The organism is Listeria immobilis (assembly GCF_014322845.1).
GTDB lineage: Bacteria > Bacillota > Bacilli > Lactobacillales > Listeriaceae > Listeria > Listeria immobilis.
The window spans coordinates 118,610-141,563 of record NZ_JAASUA010000005.1 but is presented as its reverse complement, the minus strand read 5'-3'; the positions used below and the strand labels follow the sequence as shown (position 1 = coordinate 141,563).

The following is a 22,954-nucleotide window of genomic DNA, read 5'->3' as shown; positions in this document are numbered from 1 at the left end:
GCGTTTTTGAATGAAGGGGACGGTAGTTATTGTTGGTCTTGGGTTAATTGGCGGTTCTATTGCCCTTGCGATTAAAGCCAAACATCCAGAAGCGCATATCATTGGAATAGACGTTTCCTATCATACGTTAGAAGTTGGAAAGTCTCTAGGAGTCATAGATGAAATTGGCGAAAGTATTTTAATAGATGGACCAAAAGCAGATTTACTTATTTTTTGTTGCCCGGTAAAAGAAACGGAACAATTATTAACGCGATTACCAGGGCTTCGTTTAAAGAAAAATGTTATTGTAACGGATACAGGAAGTACAAAAGGAACCATAATGGAAGCATCCGCCGTACTTAGGGAAAGTGGAATAACATTTATTGGTGGGCATCCAATGGCAGGTTCACATAAAAGTGGTGTCCGAGCGGCAAAAGAACTTTTATTTGAAAATGCTTATTATTTGTTAACACCAACGAATGACGTGCCAGAGGATAAAGTGATTAATCTAAAAAATTGGCTTTCAGGGACGAATGCTAAATTTTTAGTATTATCGCCAAACGAACATGATGAAATTACAGGAATGCTAAGTCATTTACCCCATATTGTTGCGGCAGCTTTAGTTAATCAAACGCAACGTTTTACTGAAGAACATCCTGCTGCATTCCGACTAGCAGCAGGCGGGTTTCGTGATATTACCCGGGTCGCTTCTTCAGATCCAAGAATGTGGACAGATATTTCTATTAGTAACCAAAAGACATTAATAAAACAGCTGACGATTTGGCGAGATAGCATGAATCAAGCGCTGGAAATGCTCGAAAGTGAAGATAGTCATTCGATTTATGCTTTTTTTGATGGAGCAAAAGAATTTCGAGATTCACTTCCCGTTCATCAAGGTGGCGCGATACCATCTTTTTACGATTTATTTGTCGATGTACCAGATTATCCAGGGGTTATCTCTGAGGTGACAAGATATTTAGGCGAAGAAGAAATTAGTTTAACCAATATCAAGATTTTGGAAACTCGGGAAGATATTTTTGGTGTGTTACAAATTACTTTCCAATCAGACGAAGACAGGGACCGAGCGAAGCGTTGTATTGAAACTAGAAGTAACTATACATGCCATTACGAATAGGAGAGAAATGACGATGAAATTAATTACAAATAAACAAGGGCTGGTTGGTGAAATTACAGTTCCTGGAGATAAATCAATGTCCCATCGCAGCATTATGTTTGGGGCAATTGCAGAAGGAAAAACGGTCATTCGTCATTTCTTACGTGCCGATGATTGCCTTGGAACTATTAAGGCTTTTAAATCATTAGGTGTGAAAATTGAAGAAACCGAGGAAGAAATTATTGTTCATGGTGCTGGATTTGATGGTTTAAAACAAGCAGATGGCGCTCTTGATATTGGTAACTCCGGAACAACCATTCGTTTGATGATGGGGATTTTAGCTGGACGAGATTTTGATACTGTTATTTTGGGCGACGAGTCCATTGCAAAACGTCCGATGAATCGTGTTATGTTACCCCTACAACAAATGGGGGCAAAAATGCATGGTAAAGATGGTTCTGAATTTGCCCCAATAACAATTACAGGTAACCAATCATTGAAACGAATGGAATATCATATGCCAGTTGCTAGTGCACAAGTAAAAAGTGCAATTATTTTTGCAGCATTGCAAGCAGAAGGTGAAACGATTATCCATGAGAAAGAAAAAACACGTGATCATACAGAACACATGATTCGTCAATTTGGCGGTGAAATTGAAATGGAAGGTCTAACCATTCGTGTTAAAGGCGGTCAACGATTTATTGGGCAGGAAATGACTGTCCCAGGAGATGTTTCTTCGGCCGCTTTCTTTATTGTGGCAGGCTTAATTGCACCAAACAGTGAAATTGAACTAACTCATGTTGGTCTAAATCCGACTAGAACAGGGATTTTTGATGTGGTAGAACAAATGGGCGGGAGTTTAATTGTAAAAGATTCCAGCAGAAGTACTGGGAAGTTAGCAGGCACTGTTGTGGTGAAATCCAGCAAACTAAAAGGAACAGAAATTGGTGGGGATATTATTCCTCGTCTAATTGACGAAATTCCTGTTATCGCTCTTTTAGCAACACAAGCAGAAGGAACAACTATCATAAAAGATGCAGCTGAATTGAAAGTAAAAGAAACTAATCGAATTGACGCAGTTGCCAATGAACTAAACAAAATGGGAGCAGATATTACTCCAACTGAAGATGGCTTAATTATTCGCGGAAAAACGCCACTTCATGCAGCCAATGTGACAAGTTACGGCGATCATCGTATCGGAATGATGCTTCAAATCGCTGCACTTCTTGTTGAAGAAGGAGATGTGGAATTAGAGCGTGCAGAAGCAGTTTCTGTTTCGTATCCGACCTTTTTTGAAGATATTCGTTCACTTTTAAAATAATAATGACTACCAGTGCTGATCGCTAGATATATCAGTACTGGTTTTTTTTAGGTGAGGCAATCACTTTTTCTTATTGAGAAAGTAATGGTATAATAGAAAAACGACTTATTATTAAAGAAGGTGCAGAAATGGAATTAGCTAATAAAATGTTACATGCGTTAGAGCATGAAGATATGGCGCTTGCGAAGAAGTATTTTGATGAAGTAGTACAAGCGGGAACAGATGAAGAACAGTTTTTTTTAGCAGAAGAATTATTTGCATTAGGATTTTTAGATGAAACGGAAGATTTATATGAATTACTTTTAGCTAAATATAAGGATGAAGGAGAGTTACTTGTTCGTGCAGCAGAAGTAGCACTCGAAAAAGATGATCTGGATTCTGCACAAGATTATTTAGAAAAAGTGAACAAAAAAGATGAAGCATATGTGGAAAGTTTATTGGTACTAGCAGATCTTTATCAAATGCAAGGTTTATTTGAGGTAAGTGAGCAAAAACTAATCGAAGCAAAACAAATTGCTGCTAATGAGCCGATTATTGATTTTGCTTTAGGTGAGTATTATTTATCTCAAGCAAGATTTGCCTCTGCTGTTCAGTCGTATCAAACAGCGGTGGAAGCAGGTTTAACAATTATTGCTAATGGAGCGGTTTCTGTATATGAACGAATTGCAGAAGCTTTTGCTGCAAGTGGAGCTTTTGAAGAAGCACTACCTTATTATGAACGCGCTTTGGAAGATAAAGAATCTGTTGATACCTTGTTTGGTATGGGGTTAACGGCATTTCAAGCGAAGGATTATACAAAAGCTATCCATGCCCTTGAACATTTACGAGAGCATGATCCGGCATACTCAACTCTTTATTCTTATTTGGCAAAAAGCTATGAGGAAAACGGCGAGCCTGAAAAAGCAATCGAGGTTTTAAAAGATGGCTTAAGTCAGGATGAATTTAATAAAGAGCTGTTTTTAGAGGCAGGGAAACTTGCAGTAACACTTCGCTTGCCAGAAGAAGCAGAGGAATTTTTCAGGCAAGCAATCGTCCTTGATGAAGAGTATTCAGAAGCAATTATGCAACTTAATAAATTACTACTTGCTCGTGAAAACTATGAAGGTGTTATTGAACTAGTGGAAGGTCTCGGTGAAGAAGTCATTTCTGAACCACAAATTTTCTGGGACGTAAGTGTTGCATATCAGGAAACAGAACAATATAATAAAGCAAAAGCAAATTATGAATTAGCTTATCCGCATTTTACAAATAACCCAACATTCTTAAAGGAATACGGTTTGTTTTTAAGAGAAGAAGGCGAACACGAGAAATCACAACAAATATTGCGTAATTATCTAGAACTTGAACCAGAAGACACAGAAATTTTATCACTAGTAGATTAATAAGTAAAAAAGACTGGGAAAGGACTGAGGAAAGGTGAAAGCATCCATTTCAATAGATGAGAAGAAAGATTTTATTCGTTGGCTTTTAAATAAACACCAGATGAAAACTAGAGAAGCAATGTGGGTTTTAAATTATATTGCTGGTCATGATCAAATTGTAAAATATGTTCATTTTGTTGATAATTTGGAAGGATGTGCACGAGGGCTTTCGCTTAGTGCCCATGGTGTCGAATCTGAGCCATTCCTATTTTTTAAAGGAAACATTATGACAACTGACCCAGAAAAAGCATTTCATGATATTCGGTTAAACTGGGACGAAGAGTTGTATATCGAACTTCATTTTGAAGATGCGATTGTTTCACCAGAGTATGCGCTCGTTCGAGAAGATAATCCATTTACTAAAGTGAAATTAGCAGATGCAGAAAAAGAAATGGCAGATGCACTTATCTATCAATCTGTTCATCAATTTTCAAGAGCAAAGTTGCTTGAGAAAATTGATATAGCACTTGATGAACGTGATGAAGCTACTTTTCAGCAATTAGTTCAAATTTTGCAGCAAATGGATAATGGAAAAGAATAAGGAATGAATCCTAGTTAGTGAATTAATGAAGTGGGGTTTCATTAGTCGCTATGCTAGGATTTTTTAGGGAGTGGGATGGATTGTTAAATAGTTTACTCGCAAATCGAGCTTTTATTCGATTATTGTTTTTTGGGAATTTACTAGGGGCAATTTACGGATACATATGGTATATACCTCAATTACAAATTACAGAACCTCGTTTTTGGGCTTTTGTACCAGATAGTCCAACTGCCATATTATTTTTCACATTAGTACTTGTGGCTTTTCTTGGGAAGAAGCATTGGCCATTAATGGAGGCACTAGCTTTTGTTTGTTTAGTAAAATATGGTTTATGGGCAGTTGGCATGAATATTTTTTATATGTTGGATCAGGGAATGATAATATGGACTGCTGTGATGTTAATTTTCACACATGGATTTATGGCAGTAGAAGGTATTCTATATGCTCCTTTTTTTCGCTTTCGAATAGGCCATTTCATGATAGCAGCTGTTTGGGTTTTACATAATGATGTGATTGACTATTTATTTGGACAAATGCCAATTTATATGGGACTGGAAAGTTTTTTACCTGAAATTGGTTATGCTACTTTTTGGTTAACTATTATCGTTTTATGGATGGTATATGATAAAACCATAAAAAAAGGGCATCGTACATTAGAATTTCCTCATGATGAGTGAAAGAGGTTGAGTCTTGGCCTTGGTTAATTTATACTTAAAGTAATCAATTGATAAAAAGTAGTAGGAGGAAGATGATTAAATGACATTTGGTCAATATATTATTTATTTTATTATTGTTGCAGCAATTCCGCTTTGGGCACAATTTCGTGTTAAAACAACCTATGCCCAATATTCCAAAGTTGCTGTAGCTAATGGTTTGACTGGTGCTGAAGTTGCTCGTCAAATTTTGGATACAAATGGATTAACGAACGTTCCTGTACATGAAACAAAGGGAGTGTTAAGTGACCACTATGATCCTAGAAAGAAAGCAGTGTTCCTTTCAGAAGCTAATTTCCGTGGACGTTCTATTGCAGGGGCAGCGGTTGCGGCTCATGAAGTAGGCCACGCAATTCAAGATCAACAGGATTACTCCTTTATGCGTTTTCGTTCAGCACTTGTACCAGTTACAATGTTTAGCTCCAATATTTCGTGGGTGTTCTTAATTATCGGGATGCTAGCTAGTGCACCTGGTTTTATGCTACTTGGAATTGTTTTGATGGGAATTGGTGTATTGTTCCAACTAATTACCTTACCTGTCGAATTTGACGCAAGTAAGCGTGCACTCGTTCAATTAGAGGGCGGCGGACTTGTATCATCATCTGAACTTCCACAAGCGAAGAAAGTACTTAGTGCAGCCGCAATGACTTATGTTGCAGCAATGGCTGTCGCAGTACTTGAACTTCTAAGATTACTACTAATTTTTACAAATATGAATCGAAATTAGAATACTTTCCATAAACCTGAGTCTTTTCTCAGGTTTTTGTTTGGTTAAAAAGGCTTGGCAGTGAAAGGAATGCTTGCTATACTTAAGTTCGGATAAAAATAAAGGAGCGGGACAATGGATTTTGATGTAATAGTAATTGGCGGTGGACCGTCTGGCTTAATGGCGGCCATTAGTGCAGCAGAAAAGAATAAACGAGTATTATTAATCGAAAAAGGACCAAAATTAGGTCGTAAATTAATTATGTCTGGTGGTGGACGTTGTAATGTAACAAACAGACGGCCAGCAGACGAAATTATTAAACATATTCCAGGCAATGGTCGCTTTTTATATAGCGCGTTTCATGCATTTGATAACGAGGACATTATTCGCTTTTTTGAAAGACTGGGCGTGGCGCTAAAAGAGGAAGATCATGGTAGGATGTTTCCTGTTTCCAATAGCGCACGTTCTGTTGCTGAGGCAATGATTCAGCGTATGGAAAAACTAGGTGTGAAAATTTATATGCAAACGGCTGTGAAGCAAGTTGATTATGAGGACGGTCATGTAAAAGGTGTTACGTTAAAAGATGGTCAAGAAATTTCAGCGAGTGCAGTAATTGTTGCAGTTGGCGGTAAATCTGTTCCTCGGACAGGTTCAACAGGCGATGGCTATGCTTGGGCGAAAAAAGCAGGACATACAATTACAGAGCTTTATCCTACAGAAGTTCCTATCACATCGGCAGAACCTTTTATTAAACAAAAAGTGTTGCAAGGAACGTCGCTACGGGATGTATCGCTATCTGTTTTAAATGCAAAAGGAAAGCCAATTATTACCCATCAAATGGATATGATTTTCACGCATTTTGGTGTATCAGGTCCAGCTGCCCTTAGATGTAGCATGTTTGTACTTCGAGAGCTAAAGAAAACTGGAGCAGAGACTGTAAAAATGCGTCTGGATTTATTTCCAAATATATCAGTAGGAGAACTTGCAAAAGATGTTAATAAGTTATTAGAAGCCAATCCGAAAAAAGCGCTTAAAAATGCTCTTAGCTCGCTCTTACAAGAAAAAATGCTACTATTCTTGCTAGATAAAGCCCAATTGGACGAAACAGCAGAATATAAACAAGTAAGTCCGAAAAAAATGGAGCAGTTTATTCATCTATTAAAAGATTTTACTTTTGAAGTGAATGGCACACTTGATTTTGAAAAAGCATTTGTCACTGGTGGGGGTGTTTCTGTAAAGGAAATTAAACCAAAAGAGATGGAATCTAAGCTAATGGAAGGATTATTTTTCTGCGGTGAAATATTGGATATTAATGGTTACACTGGTGGGTATAATATTACCTGTGCTTTGGTAACCGGACATACAGCAGGAGCTTATGCAGCAGATGTTTAAGCAAAGTGTCCCCATTCTTTATTTAAGAAGGCTAGCGGACTAACATAGTTACATGGTAGTGTAAGCAACATATAAAAAATGGATTTGGTCATTTTCCCTTAGGAGAATAACCAAATCCATTTTCTGTTTTTAAGTGTTTAAATCACTAATGCTTTATTAACCAATTAATTTTTCGTGGAACATTCTTTGGCAAAGTTCCATTTTTTGTTCTTCGTTTAAGTCTTTAGTATTCAAGCAGTAACCACTAATACGTAAGATAACAGGGATACCAGCTTTGATTTTTTCAATAACTTCTTCGTGATTTAAGACATTTAAGTTAATGTGTTGACCACCTTTTGTGAAGTAACCATCTAAAATACCAACTAGGTTATGATGTTGTTCTTCGGTTGTTTTACCAAACATTTTTGGTGCGCCTTGGATGGTTAAGGAAATTCCATCATTAGCATAGTGGAATGGTAGTTTAGAAAGACTAGCTAAGTTATCTAAGAATCCACCTTTTGCTTTATTTGAAGGGTTAGCTCCTGGGCTGAAGAATTCTGGTTCTTTGATGATTTTGCCATTTTCATCGAATACAGGTCCTTTATGCACTGGGGAGTTACCACATTGTTTAGAATAAGCAACGTTAGAAGTGATTGTTAAAACAGAAACAGTTGCTTCACTATCTTTGTAAAGTTTGTGAGAGTCTAATTTGTCTTTAAACATTTTTAGAACCATAACGGCAATATCGTCAGCACGATCGTCGTTTTCACCGTAACGAGGGAAGTCGCCTTCTACTTCATAGTCATAAACAAATCCATCTTCATCACGAATGGTTTTTACTTTCGCATGTTTAATGGCACTTAAGCTATCGACTACATTCGCGAATCCGCAAATTCCGAAGCCCATGTTAGCTGTTACTTTTGAAGGTAAGAATGCCATTTGCATACTTTCGTAGTTGTATTTATCTGTCATAAAGTGAATGATGTTCATTGCGTCAACATAAGTGTCAGTTAACCAGTCCATTGATTTATCAAATTTATCTAGTACTTCGTCGTATTCAAGGTATTCAGTTGTAATTGGTTCTACAACGTCGAATACTTGGTTTTTATGAAGATCATCTTTACCACCATTGATTGCACCAAGGAGACATTTAAGCACGTTAACACGAGCACCAAAATATTGCAGATTATGTGTTTCACCTTTATCTTTGTCTGCTTCTGGATTAAGTGGGCTAACACAACAGCTAATACATTGCATATCGCCGTAGCCTTCATCTTGCATTAATTTATCATTTTCATATTGGATAGAAGAATGTTTTACACTCATTTTCATACAATATTCTTTAAAGCTTTCAGGCAAACGAGCATCCCAAAGGACAGTTAAGTTTGGTTCAGCAGAGTTTCCAAGATTATCTAAGCAATGTAAGAAACGATAGTCTGTTTTAGTAACACGATGACGACCGTCTGCACCCATACCAGCCATAGAAGTTGTTACAAAAGTTGGGTTGGAAGCGTAAAGTTCATTATAGCCATCTGTTCTTGCAAAACGTACCATTCTTAATTTTAAAGTTAGTTGTTCGATTAATTCTTGAGCATCGAATTCAGTGATAATTCCTCTTTCTAAATCACGTTGGATGTAGATATCAAGGAAAATAGGAATACGACCAAATGAGCTTGCAGCACCATTTGCTTGTTTAATAGAAGCAAGGTACCCCATGTAAGTCCATTGTACAGCTTCAGTTGCGTTTTCTGCTGGACGGCCAAGTTCTAGACCATATTCGTTACCTAAAACAATTAAGTCTTTAAGCGCTTTGATTTGCAACCAGATTTCTTCACGTAAACGGATATTTTCATCGGATGAAATTGCAATTTTTTTCAAGTCTTGTTGTTTTTCAGCGATTAAACGATCTACACCGTATAGTGCAGGTTTTTGATATAAGCCGATAATTCTTCCGCGTGAGTATGCATCTGGAAGACCACTAACGATATGAGAGTGACGCGCACGTTTAATATCATCTGTATAAGCTCTAAAAATACCGTCATTTGCTGTAGAACGATTTTTTACGTAAAAGTCATGTAATTCTTGGTCGATAGAATAGCCATTGTCTGTTAAACATTGTTCCGCAGTTCTAAGTCCACCGTTTGGCATGAAAGCTAATTTGAAAGGTTTATCTGTTTGTAAACCAACAATAACTTCATTTTCTTGATCAACATAACCAGCTTTATGAGAAGCGACATTTGATACAATGGCGTTATCCATATCAAGAACGCCACCTTTTGCATCCATTTCTTCTACTAATTTATTAATTTTTTCATTTAGTTTTGTTGTTCTTGGTGTGCTCTTTTCTAAGAAACTTTCATCGCCATCATAAGGAGTGTAGTTGTTTTGAACGAAATCACCTACACTGATGTTTTCTTGCCAAGTGGTTCCTTTAAAACCATCCCATGCTTTTGTCATTATAATTTCCTCCTTTAATTGTGCTGTCTTTCACTTAAAAGCAGATTCCTAACGCACGAATCTTTCTTTACTTAAAAAGCATACTCTTTTGTGAAAACGAAAACAATATAAAATAGCAAAGAAAATAAATTTCTTTTATATAACTAGAAAAGGCTTTCATACACTGTGTTAATACAGTTTTTTAGGGGAAAATAGGGTAGGGAGTTGGATGGATGCTTTTTTGTAAGCTACATAGAGATAGAAAACCGGAAATTCTCCAATATTTAATGTGGAGAATTTCCGGTTTTCTAAAGTAGGAATTAATCTTAATAAGTGATTAGGGTTATTTTTGAGTAGTAACTTCTTCTAAAAACTTAGCAACAATATCGTCTCTTTTTAATACAAAATTTGGATTGGCTCGACTAGGGTGCACTCGGTTTGATAAAACAATTAGGCTAGCTTGTTGTTTTAAATCAAGTATCATAAATGTTCCGGTAAATCCAGTATGATATAAAACAGAATCTCCAAGTAAATCCCAACCAAGTCCCCGTGACCGATTAAGTCCTGGTGTGTGATTAATTCTCATTTGCTGGAGCATATGTTCAGATAATATAGGTGCTCCATGATGAAATAAAAGAGCATCACGAAATTTGGCTAAATCATCTAGTGTGCTAAAAAGTCCAGCATGTCCAGTTCCAGATTTTGCTGTCCATGCTTTAAAATCATGTACGTCTCCTTGAATTAACCCTCGCACTTGATCAAGTTCTGTCGGAATAACTTGTTTTTTATGTGCTGGATGGAAGCTTGAGTGGCTCATTTGGAGCGGTTCAAGAATATTTTTCTGAATGGCTTCTTCATAATTTCCATCGAACTTAGTAATTAAATACCCCAATAAAAGAAAGTTTGCATCTGCATAGGTGACATTTGTTCCTGGTGAACATTCTTGTGGTGTGGCATATACATAACGCATAACATCTGTTGCTGAGCGCATTTCGAAATTAGGAATATTTTTTGCGAGACCAGAGCTATGAGTCAGTAAATGTAGAATAGTTACATTAGAATATTGAAAATCAGGTAAATAGGTTTGGATTTTGTCATGTAGTTGGAATTTTTGCTGTTCAATGAGCTGTAAAACACGAGTAGTAGTTGCAATTACTTTTGTCAAAGAGGCAATATCATAAATATTATCTTTTGTTCTTGGTAATAACTCTGCTTCTGGAAAAACAGCTTTTAACCCGAGTATGCTAGTTTCTTCAAAATCTGCTGTTTTAATCTGATAGCTGATTCCAGGAGTAGAGCCATTTTGGACTAGTTGATCTAGTAATTGCTTTGTTTTATAGAACATAACTAAACTCCTTTGTAAGTTGGTTGCCACATTTCAAGTTCAACAGCAGTTGTCACATTATCCATTTCCACTTGATGTAGCTTTTCAGAAATAGCTTGGTTAGCAACAGCGATGGCTACTTGGCGGGATGTTTCTCTAAGTGTACTAACGTGAGGCAAAAGAGCAGCTCCGGGTTTAACAGCAGAAATTTGGTTGGCAACAGCTTTTGAGGCAGCCGCTAACATTCCATCTGTAATATATTTAGAGCGGGTAACTACTGCTCCAAGACCTAACCCTGGATAAAGTAACGCATTGTTCGCTTGACCAATTTCGTAAGTCGTATCTTGAAATACAACAGGTTTTGAGGGACTGCCTGTAACAATAAGCGCTTTACCATCAGTCCAATTAATTAAATCTTCTGCGGTTGCTTCTGCTAATTTTGTAGGGTTAGAGAGCGGCAAAATCGCCGGTCGTTCAGTATGTGCAGCCATTTTTCGAATGAGATGCTCGGTAAAAGCCCCAGCAACACCTGAACAGCCAATCAGCATGGTTGGTTGAATAAGCTCTACTAACTGTTCTAATGTTTTTGTTGATGTGCCTTTCCAGTCAGCAGGAGCATGCGCATATTTTGTTTGCCCAATTGTTAAGTCACTCATATTATCCAAAACTAACCCAGCACGATCAACAAGATAAAACTGCTTTTTGGCTTCTTCAAAAGAAAGGCCAGTTTCACGCATTAACTCTCCACTTAGTTGATCGGCAATGCCAATTCCAGCAGTCCCAGCTCCAAAAATAATTATTTTTTGTTTACTTAAAGGGATTTTGGAAACATTAATCGTAGCAAGAGCAGCAGCAACAACCATTGCGCCAGTTCCCTGAATATCATCATTAAAAGTACAAATTTTATGACGATAATTTTGCAAAATTCGACTAGCATTTGCTCTGCCAAAATCTTCCCAGTGAAGAATAGCATTTGGAAAAGTGGTTTTTATCGCATCCACAAATGAAGCGATAAAGTTATCATATGCTGTTTCGGATAAGCGTGGACGTTTGTGGCCTAAATAACGAGGGTCATTTAGGAGCACCTCATTATTAGTACCGGCATCAATAATAATCGGTAATACACGTTCAGGAGCAAGACCAGCAGCGACTGTATAAACAGCAAGCTTCCCAATGGCGATTTTCACTCCATTAACACCCCAATCTCCAATGCCGAGCACACCTTTTCCATCTGTAATTATAATCATATCAATATTGGTGTGATTATTGGCATAGTTTTGCAAAGTTGTAGCCAGTTGTTCAGGAGCAAACGCATCAATAAATAATGCATCATCAGGAGCTGTATAGTCTTTGTGATAGCTCATTACCGCATCGCCAATTGTTGGTGTATAGATAATGGGTAAATATTCCGTCACATTTTTAGTTACCATGTAATAATAAAGTGTTCGGTTTTCATTATACAAATTGGTTAATAATTGGTGCTTATGTATTGCTGATGGTAAGCTGCTTATTTGGTGCTCTATGCGCGCAGCTTGTTGTTCTATTGTTTCGATAATTGGTGGTATAAGGCCTTCTAATTGATATTGAATGCGTTCTTCTGTTGAAAAAGCGGTACCTTTATTCAAAAGGGGATCATTTAAACAATCCAAACCTGTTTTCAAAGTCATTTTTAAGTGCTCCTTTCGTTTTCAATTCTATTTTACATGGGGAAAACAAGAATAACAACTTATTCAAAATAAAAGAAAATCTGATAAAGTTCAGATTTTCTTTATATTAGCTTAGTGGAAATAATAACCTTGCGCATAGGGTATTCCAATATCTTGTAAAAAGGTTAATTGCTCTTTTGTTTCGACACCTTCCACTATTAAAGCTTTATGATGTTTTTTAACATACTTATTTAGTTGCTCAAAGAAGATTTTTTTACCATCACTTTGAAATAAATCTCGTAATAATAAGCGGTCGGTTTTTACAAAATCAGAATGGTGTGCAAATACACGATGTAAATCGGCGTATCCCGAGCCAAAGTCATCAATAGCAAATTTAGTATCATGATTTTTTTGGAATAAAAGAAGTTGTTTATCTAAGTCACTCATTCGCTGTTGTGGTAGCTTGGATGTTTCCAAAAATTCAAAAACTATTTTCCCGTTATCAAGAAGTGTATCTTGAAGTTCTTGTTGGTTATCTAAAAAAGTATCGTAGGAAATATTGATAAATAATGGGGTATCGTCGTGTTTGTGAAAGCATTTAACGGCATTTTGAAGTGTTAGTAATTCAAATGCTTTTTGCAAACCTTCTTGTTCCGCTTCCTGGATAAAGTCACTTATAGCATTCCAATGATTTGTTTGTAGGCGGGTGAGTGATTCATAGCCGAAAATTTGTGTATTTTCCACAATGACAATTGGTTCATATATGGTATCAAAAAGATTTTGATTAATAATCTCATATACGGAGGGCTTTTTCATTTGTCCAACTTCTTTCGGTTATTTCGTAAGGGTTATTTCTTTATTTATATAATCAAAAAAATGGGTCGTTTCAGGATTAGACGTGTCCATTTTTTGTAGTAACCCTTTGGTGATTTTACCATTTTTGAGTTGATTTGTCTTGTTAAAATATTGTGTCAAAAACGCATAAACGGCGGTAGACTCATTTTCAGAAATGGGTTTCTCTGTGTTTCTATCATACCTAGCAAAGATTTTTCCTTGAGAAGAAAGTTCGTTTAATAGAAACTGATTAAAATTTTCCTCAGTAAAGCCGTTTTCGTCGTAGTAAGCAATAGCGATAAGCATCTGATCAATCATATTTACTTCCTCAGAATAGGCATAGTGAAATTGTTTATCTTGGTACACTTCTGTAAAAAATGGTGCTGCTTGAACCGTTTGAATTGGTAGATAGGCTATTTCCGAATAATTAGTGTTTTTCATAGCAGGAATGTTCATATAACTTAAATGCAGTGTGTTTGCAGTCTTTTTTTGAACAAAATCATAGAAATCAACAGGGATATTTTCTTGGGAACTATATTTTTGAGTGTTTTTTAGCAAGGTATCTGCTAGTTTTTTATATGCAGGGTGATGGAATTTTTTACCGGCACTATATAACGCATTAGTTATCCGGAAGTCATCTACAATCGCATTGGTTGTTGTGTCTTTAGTTGCCTCCCATTTAATAAAATTATCTTCTGTAATAAAGTACTTTTGCAATATATTTACTTGTTCGTGAAAAGTAGTACTATCATTTACCGCTACTAAATATTCCATATATAACCCAATACTCTCTGCCAAATAATGTGGTTCCTTAGCATTTTTATAATTAATAATTAAGCCATTTTTAGCAGTGTAGTTTTTTTCTACATAGGTTTGAACAGAAGTAGATGTTGGTGTGCTGTTTTTAGGTTTGCTGTTGGTTTTTTTTGAGTCAAAATCTGGTTGGAATAGGAAGTAAAGACCGATACCAACTAAAAAAATGAATATAATGATAATGATAAGCCGTTTCATATAGTCTCCTCCTGATGAACAGAAATTTGATTACGACCATTTTGCTTTGCTTGATAGAGCGCTTGGTCAGCAGCTTCAAATAATGATTCTGTCGTAGTAAAAGAGCAATCAGCAGAAGCAACACCGATTGAAATGGTAACATTCCCGCTAGCTGGAGCATATGGGAATTTAGCGCGTTCAATTTCTTCCCGGATACTATTAGCAATTAATGCAGCATGTTTTGTATCCACATTTTGGAGGAGTACAGCAAATTCTTCTCCGCCAATTCGCGCAAACATAGTCCGTGGCGGGAATGTTCGATTTTTAAGAATACTACTAAACTGCGCTAAAACAGTATTACCAGCTTGGTGTCCATGAAAATCATTAATCTCTTTAAAATGATCAATATCTATAATAAATAGGGATAATGGTATTTTCTTTTTTTGCGATTTAGTAAAAATCCATGCAAATTGTTGTGTGAAAAAGCGCATATTAGGTAAATTGGTCAAACTATCCGTCATGGCGGTTTCGGTTAAAGTTTGAATGACTAAATTACTTTTATCAATATAATTACATGCATAAAACACGAGTAGGGCAGTAGCAAAAAACAAGCAGAAATACTCAAAAATTTCAAAATCTTGCAAGACACGTCCTTCATCAAAATTATTCATAAAATAATAAAGTAGGGCAGGAGAAGATAAAATAGTAAGCGCAGTAAATTTTGCAAAGCGTTCTTTTTTCCAAAAAGTGACTAATAAACAAGCCGCAAAAACGAGTGACATTAAAATAATATAACGTGTCGTAATAACCGGGTCACCCTGTAAACTAATTCGTCCAAGCATCATAACAATATAGGCGAAAATCAAAGGTAAACGGCCGCCAAAGACAGTCGTAACCATTAAAATTAAAATCCGCATATTTGTATAAATAACATTACTATTTTCATAGAAGCCTTCAAAAATAAAATAAACGCCTGCTAAACCATAATAAATACCAAGTGAAATGGAAAGAAAAACATTTCTTCTTCCATGTTGAAACCAATTAGGACGATATTGCCTTATTTTTCGAAACAACATCCCTTGGATAAAAAGGATAGCAAGAAAGAGAGCTAAACTATCTATGTATGAATTGATTATTTCAAACATGGCGATTCATCTCCTTTTGCTAAATTAAAGAACCATTTCTGTCTCTCGAATATGCACTTGATTTCGGCCATTTTGTTTCGCATTATAAAGTGCTTGATCAGCTGCTTGTAACAATGCCTCAGAAGAAAGATAATTAACACCATTAAAATGCGCAATACCAGCGGAAATAGTAATAACTGCCCCATTAGTCATAATCGGAAAGGCCATTTTTTCAACTTTTTTCCTGATTTTTTCTGCCAAATGTTTTGTTTCGTTAACGCTTGTATTTGGCAAAATAATGGCAAATTCTTCTCCGCCTATCCGAGCTATTACGGTATTTGGAGGGAAACTTATTTTTAAAAGCATTTGGCTGAATGAAGACAAAACGCTATTTCCAACCAAATGTCCATATGTATCATTTACCCGTTTAAAATAATCAATATCCATCATAATTAAACTTACATCAGTTTTTTTGAGGATGGCATGTTGAAAAATGCTGTGATACATTTGCTCAAAATAACGATAATTGGATAGACCAGTCAGTGGATCAAGGATGGTAGATTGCTGCAAATCATATATTAATTTATTAGATGTGTTAACATAGTAGGCTGCGGAAATAATTATACAGGTAATAAAAAAAGAAACTGAAAAATATAAAATCCAGCTAGGTAAACTTTCGAAGTTATATGTGAGATGTATTTTTTGATTTAAGTATAGTAACATAAGCGGGATGGCACCAAGTTTAATCAACACTAATTTTTGAAAGGTACTTAAGCGGAGTTTGACCATTTCCATACAAATAAAATGAAAACCAACAATTAAAAAAACATAAATAATATTAATAAGAAGTGTTTCACCTAAAAATAATTTGCCAATAGATATGAGTAAAAGTGCAACAGTTGCTGGACCAGCCGATGAAAATAAATGCAATACAATTAAAATATTGAGTAACATATCTGTGTAAATACCGGAGTCAGTTCCTGGTAGTCCACGAAAAATAAAGTATATCCCAAAAAGACCATAATAAATACCTAATGAGTAATTAATAATTTCATAGGCAAATTTATTTTGAAACCAAGCAGGCTTTTTCTCTCGAAGCGTTCGCAGTGCCATTCCGTGAAAAAAAAGCGCTGATAAAAAAAGCGCCATGCTACTCCATAATGATTCAAGAATATTTAGCATAAAAATATCTCCCATATCTCAGCGAAATAATTCGGCTGAAAAGTTAATGTAGGCAGAATATAAAATGGATTTTTAGCTGAAATGCAGTGCAAATACCCATTGTTAAGATGAATTGCACTCTAGGAGGAGAAAAGGTAATGACAGTGAGGTAAGCCAAAATCTGCCTTGTGTAATTAAAGTCGGATTTTTAGTACAATGGATTGATTGAAGTCGAGGATTATAAGTTGTTTGTAAACTTAACTATTTTCACATATTATTACAAAGAGTATGGAAAAAGTCAACTTGTGTCACAATTAGATAGGGAGAGGTGTCAAGATGCAAAAAATCTTAGTTATTGGTGCAGGAATTGTTGGGGCAAGTGCCGCTTATTTGCTATCGAAAGAGGATGTAGAAGTAACATTAATTGATTCCAATGAGAAGGGACAAGCAAGTAGAGCTGCTGCTGGAATTATCTGTCCGTGGCTTTCGAAAAGGCGGAATAAATATTGGTATGAATTAGCAAAAAATAGTGCTGCATTTTACCCAAAGATAGCTCAGATGCTTAGTGAGGATACAGGAAAAGAAACAGGTTATAAGCAAGTAGGTGTTCTTGCACTTAGGTCAACAGAGGAAAAAGTCGAGCAGCTTTTTGAACTAGCAAAAAGCAGACGATTAGAAGCGCCAGCGATGGGGACAATTGAGAAATTAACAGAAAGTGAAACAGAAAAGAAATTTCCTTTAGTTAAAGAAGGTTTTCATTCAATATATGTAAGTGGAGCGGCTAGAGTGAATGGCGGTCGTTTTTGTCAAACGTTATTAGAAGCAGCAAAAGAAAATGGTGTGAAAGTCATCGCGGGAAAAGCTGCTTTTTCTTCAACCGGTGAAGTATCTGTTGCAGAACAAAAGATACATTATGACCAATTAATTATCGCCACAGGAGCATGGTTAGCGAGTTTTCTAGAAGAAGCTGGATATAAAACAGAAGTGTTAGCACAAAAAGGACAGTTGCTTGAATTGAAATTTGAGAACACAGAAACAGATGATTGGCCAGTTATCTTACCCCCCAGTGCTAAATCAATTGTTCCTTTTGAAAATGGTCGAATTATTATTGGTGCTACCCACGAAAAAACTGCTGGCTATAATATCGAGCCAACAGCAGAAGGACAAGCAGAAATTTTAGAAGAAGGAACAAAATTTATGAAGCAGATTTCTTCTGATAAGATAACCAATATAACGGTTGGAACAAGAGCTTATACGCCAGATTTTGCACCATTAATCGGTTCGCTTCCGGGTTTTGATTCCATATTTCTTGCAAATGGACTTGGAGCTTCAGGGTTAACAACCGGTCCATATGTTGGGAAAATTCTGGCGGATCTGGCGCTTGGTCGACCAAGTGAGTTACCATTAGAAAATTATTTACCAAGCAAATATATTAGTAAATAGGATTTTTATTTTCATCTAATGTAAATCCTTCTCCCATAACATCATGAACAACACTAACGGACACAAATGCATGAGGATCAACTGCTTGAACGATATTTTTTAACTGGATTATTTCATTTTTAGCGACAACGATATAGAGGACATCTTGTTCATTTTTAGAAAAAGCACCTCGCCCTTCTAAAATAGTCACACCACGATTCATTGAAAGCAGCACATGAGAAGCAATTAGATCATTATTTTTAGAAATAATTAATGCACCGCGAGCAGCATAGGCGCCTTCTTGAACAAAATCAATGACACGTGAACCGATAAAAACAGCAACGAGCGTATACATTACTTGACGAATATCCAAATAAGAAAGAGAGGCAAGCAAAACAATCGCATCAATTGCAAACAGTGTTCGTCCCATACTAATACCCTTTGTATGATTTAGTAATTTGGCGATAATATCACTGCCACCAGTTGTGCCACCATATCGAAACACTAAACCTAATCCAACACCACTGAAACCACCAGCAAAAAGTGCCACTAAAAGTAAATCATTATGTAAATCTAATGTATAAGGGATGCGCTGGAAAATCCATAAAAATAGCGATAAACTGACCGTTCCAATACCAGTATAGATAAGGGAGCGATTTCCTAATACGCGCCACCCTAAAATGAATAATGGAATATTTAGAACTAAATTTGAGTATGCTGGATCAATTTGAAAAAAATGTAGTAAGAAAAGTGTCACACCAGCAAGGCCACCTTCACCTAAATCGTTGGCGATATTAAAGTTTACAAGACCAAATGCATAAATCGCTGTCCCAAGCATAATAAAGCAAATATTTTTGGTGCGAAGTGTTTTTAACATCATTTTTCCTCCTTGCAATCTATTTCGTACGTAAGTGAAAAATCATGGACTTGTGCGTATTTGTTTAGGTATAATGAAATGAAGTTAACAATTATGGATTTAAAACCAATTTCAGTTTAACATAAAAAGGAGGGGAACCTATGGCGAAAACAATGCTAGAAATACAAAAAGAAGTGGATGACTTCATTGGTGGTTTCGAGGAAGGTTATTTTTCCCCACTAGCAATGATGGCGCGAATTACAGAAGAAACGGGTGAATTAGCTCGTGAAATTAATCATTATTATGGAGAAAAGCCAAAAAAATCAAGTGAACCTGAAAAAACAGTTGCAGAAGAACTTGGTGATTGCTTATTCGTACTTACTTGTATGGCTAATTCACTTGGTATTGATATGGAACAAGCCCATGATACCGTAATGACGAAATTTAAAGAACGCGATAAAAATCGCTGGACTAAAAAGGAGGAACAATCAGAATGAAAGTAGCAGTATCTGGATTTAAAGGAAGAATGGGACATGAGGTTGTAAAAACGATTTTAAAAGAAGAGGGCTTAGAACTTATTGCTGTACTCGATCATAAACCAAAAGAAAAAAATATTTGTGAAATAGCAGAGTTTAGCATTGTAGATGTTCCAGTTTATAGTGATTTGGCTACTATGTTAGAAGAATCAAAACCTGATTGCGTGGTAGATTTTACAACACCTAAAGTTGGGTATAATAATACAAAAACCATTATAGAACATGGCGTTCGTGCTGTAGTTGGAACGACAGGGTTTCAAGCTGAACAAATTGCAGAACTTAGAAAAATGGCAGAAGCTAAAAAAATTGGCGCAGTGATTGCACCGAATTTTGCTGTAGGAGCAGTTTTAATGATGCAATTTGCCCAAAAAGCAGCAAAGTATTTTCCTAATGTAGAAATTATTGAATTACATCATGATAATAAATTAGATGCGCCAAGTGGTACGGCGGTTAAAACGGCGGAAATGATGGCGGAAGTACGAGACTATGTCAAACAAGGTGCAGAAGAAGAAGTGGAGTTGATTGAAGGGGCAAGAGGTGGAGAATTTGAAGGAATGCGAATTCATAGTGTCCGCTTACCTGGTCTTGTTGCGCATCAAGAAGTGATTTTTGGTGCAGAAGGTCAAGGCTTAACATTGCGCCATGACTCATACGACAGGGTTTCCTTTATGTCCGGGGTAGCACTTGCTGTTCGTAAAACAAAAGAGTTAGAAACACTTATTTATGGCTTAGAAAATATTTTAGACTAAGGATTGGTGATGGAGATGCATATCGCATTAATTGCACACGACGAGAAAAAAGAGTTGATGGTAGGATTTGCGACTGCATATAAACATCTACTAGAGCCACATGAATTATACGCAACAGGTACAACGGGGTTACGTGTCATGGAAGCTACTGGCCTAACTGTTAATCGTTTTAAATCAGGGCCACTTGGCGGAGACCAACAAATTGGTGCCCGCATCTCTGAAAATAAAATGGATTTAGTTATTTTCTTGCGCGACCCATTAACTGCGCAACCACATGAACCTGATGTTACGGCATTAATTCGACTTTGTGATGTATACGAAATGCCACTTGCTACAAATATTGGAACAGCAGAAATTTTGATTCGTGGGTTAGGCGCTGGTTTTCTTGATTGGCGAGATTTACGAAGAAACGATGAATAAAGGAGCGGTTGACAGATGAATGACGTTTTTAAAAAGGCGCTTCCTGTATTGCAAAAATTGACGACTGCGGGATTTGAAGCGTATTTTGTTGGCGGATCTGTCAGAGATTACTTACTAAATAGAACGATTTCCGATGTTGATATTGCTACTAGTGCTTTTCCAAAAGAAGTGAAAATGATTTTCCCAGCGACTTACGATACGGGGATTGCTCATGGAACAGTTACTGTAAGAGAAAATAAGGAAAACTATGAAGTAACTACTTTTCGAACAGAAGGTGCCTATGAAGATTATCGCCGCCCAAGTGAAGTAACTTTTATTCGTTCATTAGAAGAAGATTTATTACGACGAGATTTTACGATGAATGCTATTGCAATGGACAAAAACTTCGAATTACATGACCCATTTTCAGGTCAAATTTCTATTCAGAAAAAGGAAATTAAAGCTGTTGGCAAAGCTTCTGAGCGCTTTCACGAAGATGCCCTTAGAATGATGCGAGCGGTTCGCTTTCTTAGTCAATTAGATTTTTATTTAGAGGAAGAAACAGCGACTGCCTTACAAAAACACATTGATTTGATGAAGCATACATCAGTTGAACGAATAACAGTAGAATGGGTGAAAATGATCAAAGGGCCAGCGTTAAAACGTGCAATGGAACTTTTATTAAAAGTGGAAATGGAATCTTTTTTGCCGGGGTTAAAAGGAGAAAAAGTCGCACTGGAACAATTTGCTAGTTGGGACTGGGAAAATCGAACCACAGAAGCGGCTATTTGGTTAGGACTAGCTATTGCAGTAAAACCAAGTAATATCACTACTTTTTTAAAAGCCTGGAAATTACCAAATAATACAGTTCAATTGGTGAATAAAACATATTCGTATGCACTAACTAATAAGCAAAATTGGTCCAAAGAAGAACTTTATCATGCTGGAATAACAGCCTTTTCATTAGTAGATGAAATAAATAGTATTCGGTTTGGGGAAAGCCAATTAGAATTGCTTCATAAAGCTTATCAAGCGCTCCCTATCCATTCCAAAAAAGAACTCGCAATAACTGGTGCCGATATTTTAAACTGGTCAGGAAAGCAGGCTGGACCGTGGATGAAAGAAACACTTGATAAAATCGAGCAAGCTGTCATTTTAAAGGAAATTAATAACGAAAAAAATGCAATAAAAAGGTGGCTAGGCTATCATGAAGAATAATCGGGAAAAATTACTCGCTCTATTTACAGAAAGTAACGACACCTATTTATCTGGACAAGAAATTGCGGATAGCTTAGGTTGCTCACGTACAGCTGTTTGGAAGCAAATGGAGTCACTTCGAAAGGAAGGCTTCGAAATAGAAGCAATTAGAAATCGTGGTTATCGCTTGTCGGCAACACCTGAACAATACACAAAAGATGCATTGCTTCTTGGTTTGGAGACACAGTTTATCGGTCAGCACTTAGAAATACATGAGTCGGTTGCCTCTACCCAAATTATCGCTCATCAGCAAATTGATTCAAGCCCAGAAGGAACCGTCATCGTAGCTAATGAACAAACTGCTGGCAAAGGGCGTTTACTAAGACCATGGGACTCAAAAAAAGGAGAAGGTATTTGGATGAGTGTGATTTTAAAACCACAAATCCCCATTCAAAAAGTACCGCAATTCACCTTTATTGCTTCCCTCGCAATCATAGAAGCAATTGAAAATATCACAAAACTAGAGCCGAAAATCAAGTGGCCAAATGATATTTATATTGGAAAACGAAAAATATGTGGTGTTTTAACCGAAATGCAAGCAGAAGCAGAAACTATCCATGCTGTCATTATTGGCATGGGTATAAATGTCAATCAACAACAGTTCCCAGAAGAAATCAAAGATAAAGCAAGTTCGCTACAATTAGAGTTAGGTACACCTGTTTCTAGAAAAGCATTATTACAAGAAATTTTAACCTCCTTAGAAAAATATTATCAACTTTTTCTAGATAAAGGTTTTGCACCAATTAAGCTTTTATGGGAAACAAAAGCAATCCCATTTGGAGAAAAATTAACAGCAAGTACAACTAAAGGCAATATTTATGGACATGTAAAAGGTATTTCTGATGAAGGAGTATTGCTATTACAAGACGCCCTTGGAGAAGTACATTCCATATATTCAGCAGATATTTTACTGGATAGTGAAAATAAATAATTTGCCGATTAAAAACTTATTTTATCCTTGTTTAATAATGAAAAACATATCTTTTAACTCGAATTTATAGTGTGAAAACCACTTTTTCGAGTTTTTATTTTTTGAAAAAAATCGAGTATAATC

21 protein-coding genes are annotated in these 22,954 nt (G+C 36.3%); 13 read left to right on the top strand and 8 right to left on the bottom strand.

All coding sequences use genetic code 11. From position 1 onward, the window contains the following. Positions 1-10 precede the first annotated feature (10 nt). The 7 genes from HCJ45_RS08430 to HCJ45_RS08400 all read left to right on the top strand — a co-directional run bounded on the left by HCJ45_RS08430 (position 11) and on the right by HCJ45_RS08400 (position 7,187). Complete coding sequence (locus tag HCJ45_RS08430) at positions 11-1,114, top strand: prephenate dehydrogenase (protein WP_185380806.1); 1,104 nt, start codon at positions 11-13, stop codon at positions 1,112-1,114. A gap of 13 nt (positions 1,115-1,127) precedes the next feature. Beyond that, positions 1,128-2,414, top strand: a complete 1,287-nt coding sequence (gene aroA, locus HCJ45_RS08425; RefSeq protein ID WP_187124509.1) for a 3-phosphoshikimate 1-carboxyvinyltransferase — start codon at positions 1,128-1,130, stop codon at positions 2,412-2,414. Between the two features lie 128 nt (positions 2,415-2,542). Further along, complete coding sequence (locus HCJ45_RS08420; protein WP_187124508.1) at positions 2,543-3,796, top strand: tetratricopeptide repeat protein; 1,254 nt, start codon at positions 2,543-2,545, stop codon at positions 3,794-3,796. Between the two features lie 34 nt (positions 3,797-3,830). After that, positions 3,831-4,376: a ReoY family proteolytic degradation factor gene (locus HCJ45_RS08415; RefSeq protein ID WP_185345263.1), complete on the top strand. Its 546-nt coding sequence runs from the start codon at positions 3,831-3,833 to the stop codon at positions 4,374-4,376. An 80-nt stretch (positions 4,377-4,456) separates the two neighbouring features. Next, positions 4,457-5,053: a lipoprotein heptaprenylglyceryl N-acetyltransferase LhaT gene (gene lhaT, locus HCJ45_RS08410; protein ID WP_185345261.1), complete on the top strand. Its 597-nt coding sequence runs from the start codon at positions 4,457-4,459 to the stop codon at positions 5,051-5,053. A gap of 79 nt (positions 5,054-5,132) precedes the next feature. Next, complete coding sequence (locus HCJ45_RS08405) at positions 5,133-5,816, top strand: zinc metallopeptidase (protein ID WP_187124507.1); 684 nt, start codon at positions 5,133-5,135, stop codon at positions 5,814-5,816. Between the two features lie 114 nt (positions 5,817-5,930). Continuing rightward, on the top strand, positions 5,931-7,187 hold the full coding sequence (locus tag HCJ45_RS08400) for a BaiN/RdsA family NAD(P)/FAD-dependent oxidoreductase (protein ID WP_187124506.1): 1,257 nt from the start codon (positions 5,931-5,933) through the stop codon (positions 7,185-7,187). A 156-nt stretch (positions 7,188-7,343) separates the two neighbouring features. On the opposite strand, the gene pflB is transcribed toward HCJ45_RS08400, so the two are convergent. The 7 genes from pflB to HCJ45_RS08365 form a co-directional block, all read right to left on the bottom strand. After that, positions 7,344-9,623 carry a formate C-acetyltransferase gene (pflB, locus tag HCJ45_RS08395; protein ID WP_187124505.1) on the bottom strand — a complete coding sequence of 760 codons (2,280 nt, stop codon included), beginning with the start codon at positions 9,621-9,623 and terminating at the stop codon, positions 7,344-7,346. Positions 9,624-9,945: 322 nt separating this feature from the next. Further along, the gene (locus HCJ45_RS08390; RefSeq protein ID WP_187124504.1) at positions 9,946-10,947 is read right to left on the bottom strand and encodes a serine hydrolase domain-containing protein; all 1,002 of its coding nucleotides are present in this window, start codon (positions 10,945-10,947) and stop codon (positions 9,946-9,948) included. A 2-nt stretch (positions 10,948-10,949) separates the two neighbouring features. Then, positions 10,950-12,593 carry an NAD-dependent malic enzyme gene (locus HCJ45_RS08385; RefSeq protein WP_187124503.1) on the bottom strand — a complete coding sequence of 548 codons (1,644 nt, stop codon included), beginning with the start codon at positions 12,591-12,593 and terminating at the stop codon, positions 10,950-10,952. Between the two features lie 111 nt (positions 12,594-12,704). Further along, positions 12,705-13,388: an EAL domain-containing protein gene (locus HCJ45_RS08380; RefSeq protein ID WP_187124502.1), complete on the bottom strand. Its 684-nt coding sequence runs from the start codon at positions 13,386-13,388 to the stop codon at positions 12,705-12,707. An 18-nt stretch (positions 13,389-13,406) separates the two neighbouring features. Next, positions 13,407-14,417 (bottom strand): glycoside transferase, encoded by a 1,011-nt coding sequence (locus HCJ45_RS08375; RefSeq protein ID WP_187124501.1) that lies wholly within the window; start codon positions 14,415-14,417, stop codon positions 13,407-13,409. Then, a complete protein-coding gene (locus tag HCJ45_RS08370; RefSeq protein ID WP_187124500.1) occupies positions 14,414-15,541 on the bottom strand; it encodes a GGDEF domain-containing protein in 1,128 nt (375 codons plus the stop codon). Before HCJ45_RS08370 ends, HCJ45_RS08375 begins: the two co-directional genes overlap by 4 nt. 24 nt (positions 15,542-15,565) lie before the next feature. After that, positions 15,566-16,702 (bottom strand): GGDEF domain-containing protein, encoded by a 1,137-nt coding sequence (locus HCJ45_RS08365; RefSeq protein WP_187124499.1) that lies wholly within the window; start codon positions 16,700-16,702, stop codon positions 15,566-15,568. A gap of 315 nt (positions 16,703-17,017) precedes the next feature. Here HCJ45_RS08365 and HCJ45_RS08360 point away from each other — a divergent pair, with 315 nt between their 5' ends. Further along, on the top strand, positions 17,018-18,124 hold the full coding sequence (locus HCJ45_RS08360; RefSeq protein WP_187124498.1) for an NAD(P)/FAD-dependent oxidoreductase: 1,107 nt from the start codon (positions 17,018-17,020) through the stop codon (positions 18,122-18,124). On the opposite strand, the gene HCJ45_RS08355 is transcribed toward HCJ45_RS08360, so the two are convergent. Then, positions 18,114-18,980, bottom strand: coding sequence for a YitT family protein (locus tag HCJ45_RS08355; RefSeq protein ID WP_187124497.1), 867 nt, complete (start codon positions 18,978-18,980; stop codon positions 18,114-18,116). The genes HCJ45_RS08360 and HCJ45_RS08355 overlap by 11 nt on opposite strands. A 140-nt stretch (positions 18,981-19,120) precedes the next feature. On the opposite strand from HCJ45_RS08355, the gene HCJ45_RS08350 reads away from it, so the two are divergent. From HCJ45_RS08350 to HCJ45_RS08330, 5 genes are read left to right on the top strand one after another with little or no spacing between them, the layout of a single operon-like run. Beyond that, positions 19,121-19,456, top strand: a complete 336-nt coding sequence (locus HCJ45_RS08350; RefSeq protein ID WP_185380800.1) for a nucleotide pyrophosphohydrolase — start codon at positions 19,121-19,123, stop codon at positions 19,454-19,456. Next, positions 19,453-20,244, top strand: coding sequence for a 4-hydroxy-tetrahydrodipicolinate reductase (gene dapB / locus HCJ45_RS08345; RefSeq protein WP_187124496.1), 792 nt, complete (start codon positions 19,453-19,455; stop codon positions 20,242-20,244). Before HCJ45_RS08350 ends, dapB begins: the two co-directional genes overlap by 4 nt. A 15-nt stretch (positions 20,245-20,259) precedes the next feature. Continuing rightward, on the top strand, positions 20,260-20,664 hold the full coding sequence (gene mgsA, locus HCJ45_RS08340) for a methylglyoxal synthase (RefSeq protein ID WP_187124547.1): 405 nt from the start codon (positions 20,260-20,262) through the stop codon (positions 20,662-20,664). 15 nt (positions 20,665-20,679) lie between these two features. Then, complete coding sequence (locus tag HCJ45_RS08335; protein WP_187124495.1) at positions 20,680-21,861, top strand: CCA tRNA nucleotidyltransferase; 1,182 nt, start codon at positions 20,680-20,682, stop codon at positions 21,859-21,861. After that, entirely contained in the window at positions 21,851-22,831 is a 981-nt protein-coding gene (locus tag HCJ45_RS08330; protein WP_185345241.1) for a biotin--[acetyl-CoA-carboxylase] ligase, read from the top strand. The genes HCJ45_RS08335 and HCJ45_RS08330 overlap by 11 nt, the downstream gene beginning before the upstream one ends. Positions 22,832-22,954: the final 123 nt, after the last annotated feature.

What these genes read in the sequence shown, in the direction of transcription:
- aroA (WP_187124509.1), top strand. Translation starts at nt 1,128, where the DNA reads ATGAAATTAATTACAAATAAACAAGGGCTGGTTGGTGAAATTACAGTT.
- HCJ45_RS08420 (WP_187124508.1), top strand. Translation starts at nt 2,543, where the DNA reads ATGGAATTAGCTAATAAAATGTTACATGCGTTAGAGCATGAAGATATG.
- HCJ45_RS08430 (WP_185380806.1), top strand. Translation starts at nt 11, where the DNA reads ATGAAGGGGACGGTAGTTATTGTTGGTCTTGGGTTAATTGGCGGTTCT.
- HCJ45_RS08400 (WP_187124506.1), top strand. Translation starts at nt 5,931, where the DNA reads ATGGATTTTGATGTAATAGTAATTGGCGGTGGACCGTCTGGCTTAATG.
- dapB (WP_187124496.1), top strand. Translation starts at nt 19,453, where the DNA reads ATGAAAGTAGCAGTATCTGGATTTAAAGGAAGAATGGGACATGAGGTT.
- mgsA (WP_187124547.1), top strand. Translation starts at nt 20,260, where the DNA reads ATGCATATCGCATTAATTGCACACGACGAGAAAAAAGAGTTGATGGTA.
- HCJ45_RS08365 (WP_187124499.1), bottom strand. Translation starts at nt 16,702, where the DNA reads ATGCTAAATATTCTTGAATCATTATGGAGTAGCATGGCGCTTTTTTTA.
- HCJ45_RS08350 (WP_185380800.1), top strand. Translation starts at nt 19,121, where the DNA reads ATGGCGAAAACAATGCTAGAAATACAAAAAGAAGTGGATGACTTCATT.
- HCJ45_RS08360 (WP_187124498.1), top strand. Translation starts at nt 17,018, where the DNA reads ATGCAAAAAATCTTAGTTATTGGTGCAGGAATTGTTGGGGCAAGTGCC.
- HCJ45_RS08375 (WP_187124501.1), bottom strand. Translation starts at nt 14,417, where the DNA reads ATGAAACGGCTTATCATTATCATTATATTCATTTTTTTAGTTGGTATC.
- HCJ45_RS08330 (WP_185345241.1), top strand. Translation starts at nt 21,851, where the DNA reads ATGAAGAATAATCGGGAAAAATTACTCGCTCTATTTACAGAAAGTAAC.
- HCJ45_RS08385 (WP_187124503.1), bottom strand. Translation starts at nt 12,593, where the DNA reads ATGACTTTGAAAACAGGTTTGGATTGTTTAAATGATCCCCTTTTGAAT.
- HCJ45_RS08390 (WP_187124504.1), bottom strand. Translation starts at nt 10,947, where the DNA reads ATGTTCTATAAAACAAAGCAATTACTAGATCAACTAGTCCAAAATGGC.
- HCJ45_RS08370 (WP_187124500.1), bottom strand. Translation starts at nt 15,541, where the DNA reads ATGTTTGAAATAATCAATTCATACATAGATAGTTTAGCTCTCTTTCTT.
- pflB (WP_187124505.1), bottom strand. Translation starts at nt 9,623, where the DNA reads ATGACAAAAGCATGGGATGGTTTTAAAGGAACCACTTGGCAAGAAAAC.
- HCJ45_RS08405 (WP_187124507.1), top strand. Translation starts at nt 5,133, where the DNA reads ATGACATTTGGTCAATATATTATTTATTTTATTATTGTTGCAGCAATT.
- HCJ45_RS08380 (WP_187124502.1), bottom strand. Translation starts at nt 13,388, where the DNA reads ATGAAAAAGCCCTCCGTATATGAGATTATTAATCAAAATCTTTTTGAT.
- HCJ45_RS08355 (WP_187124497.1), bottom strand. Translation starts at nt 18,980, where the DNA reads ATGTTAAAAACACTTCGCACCAAAAATATTTGCTTTATTATGCTTGGG.
- HCJ45_RS08335 (WP_187124495.1), top strand. Translation starts at nt 20,680, where the DNA reads ATGAATGACGTTTTTAAAAAGGCGCTTCCTGTATTGCAAAAATTGACG.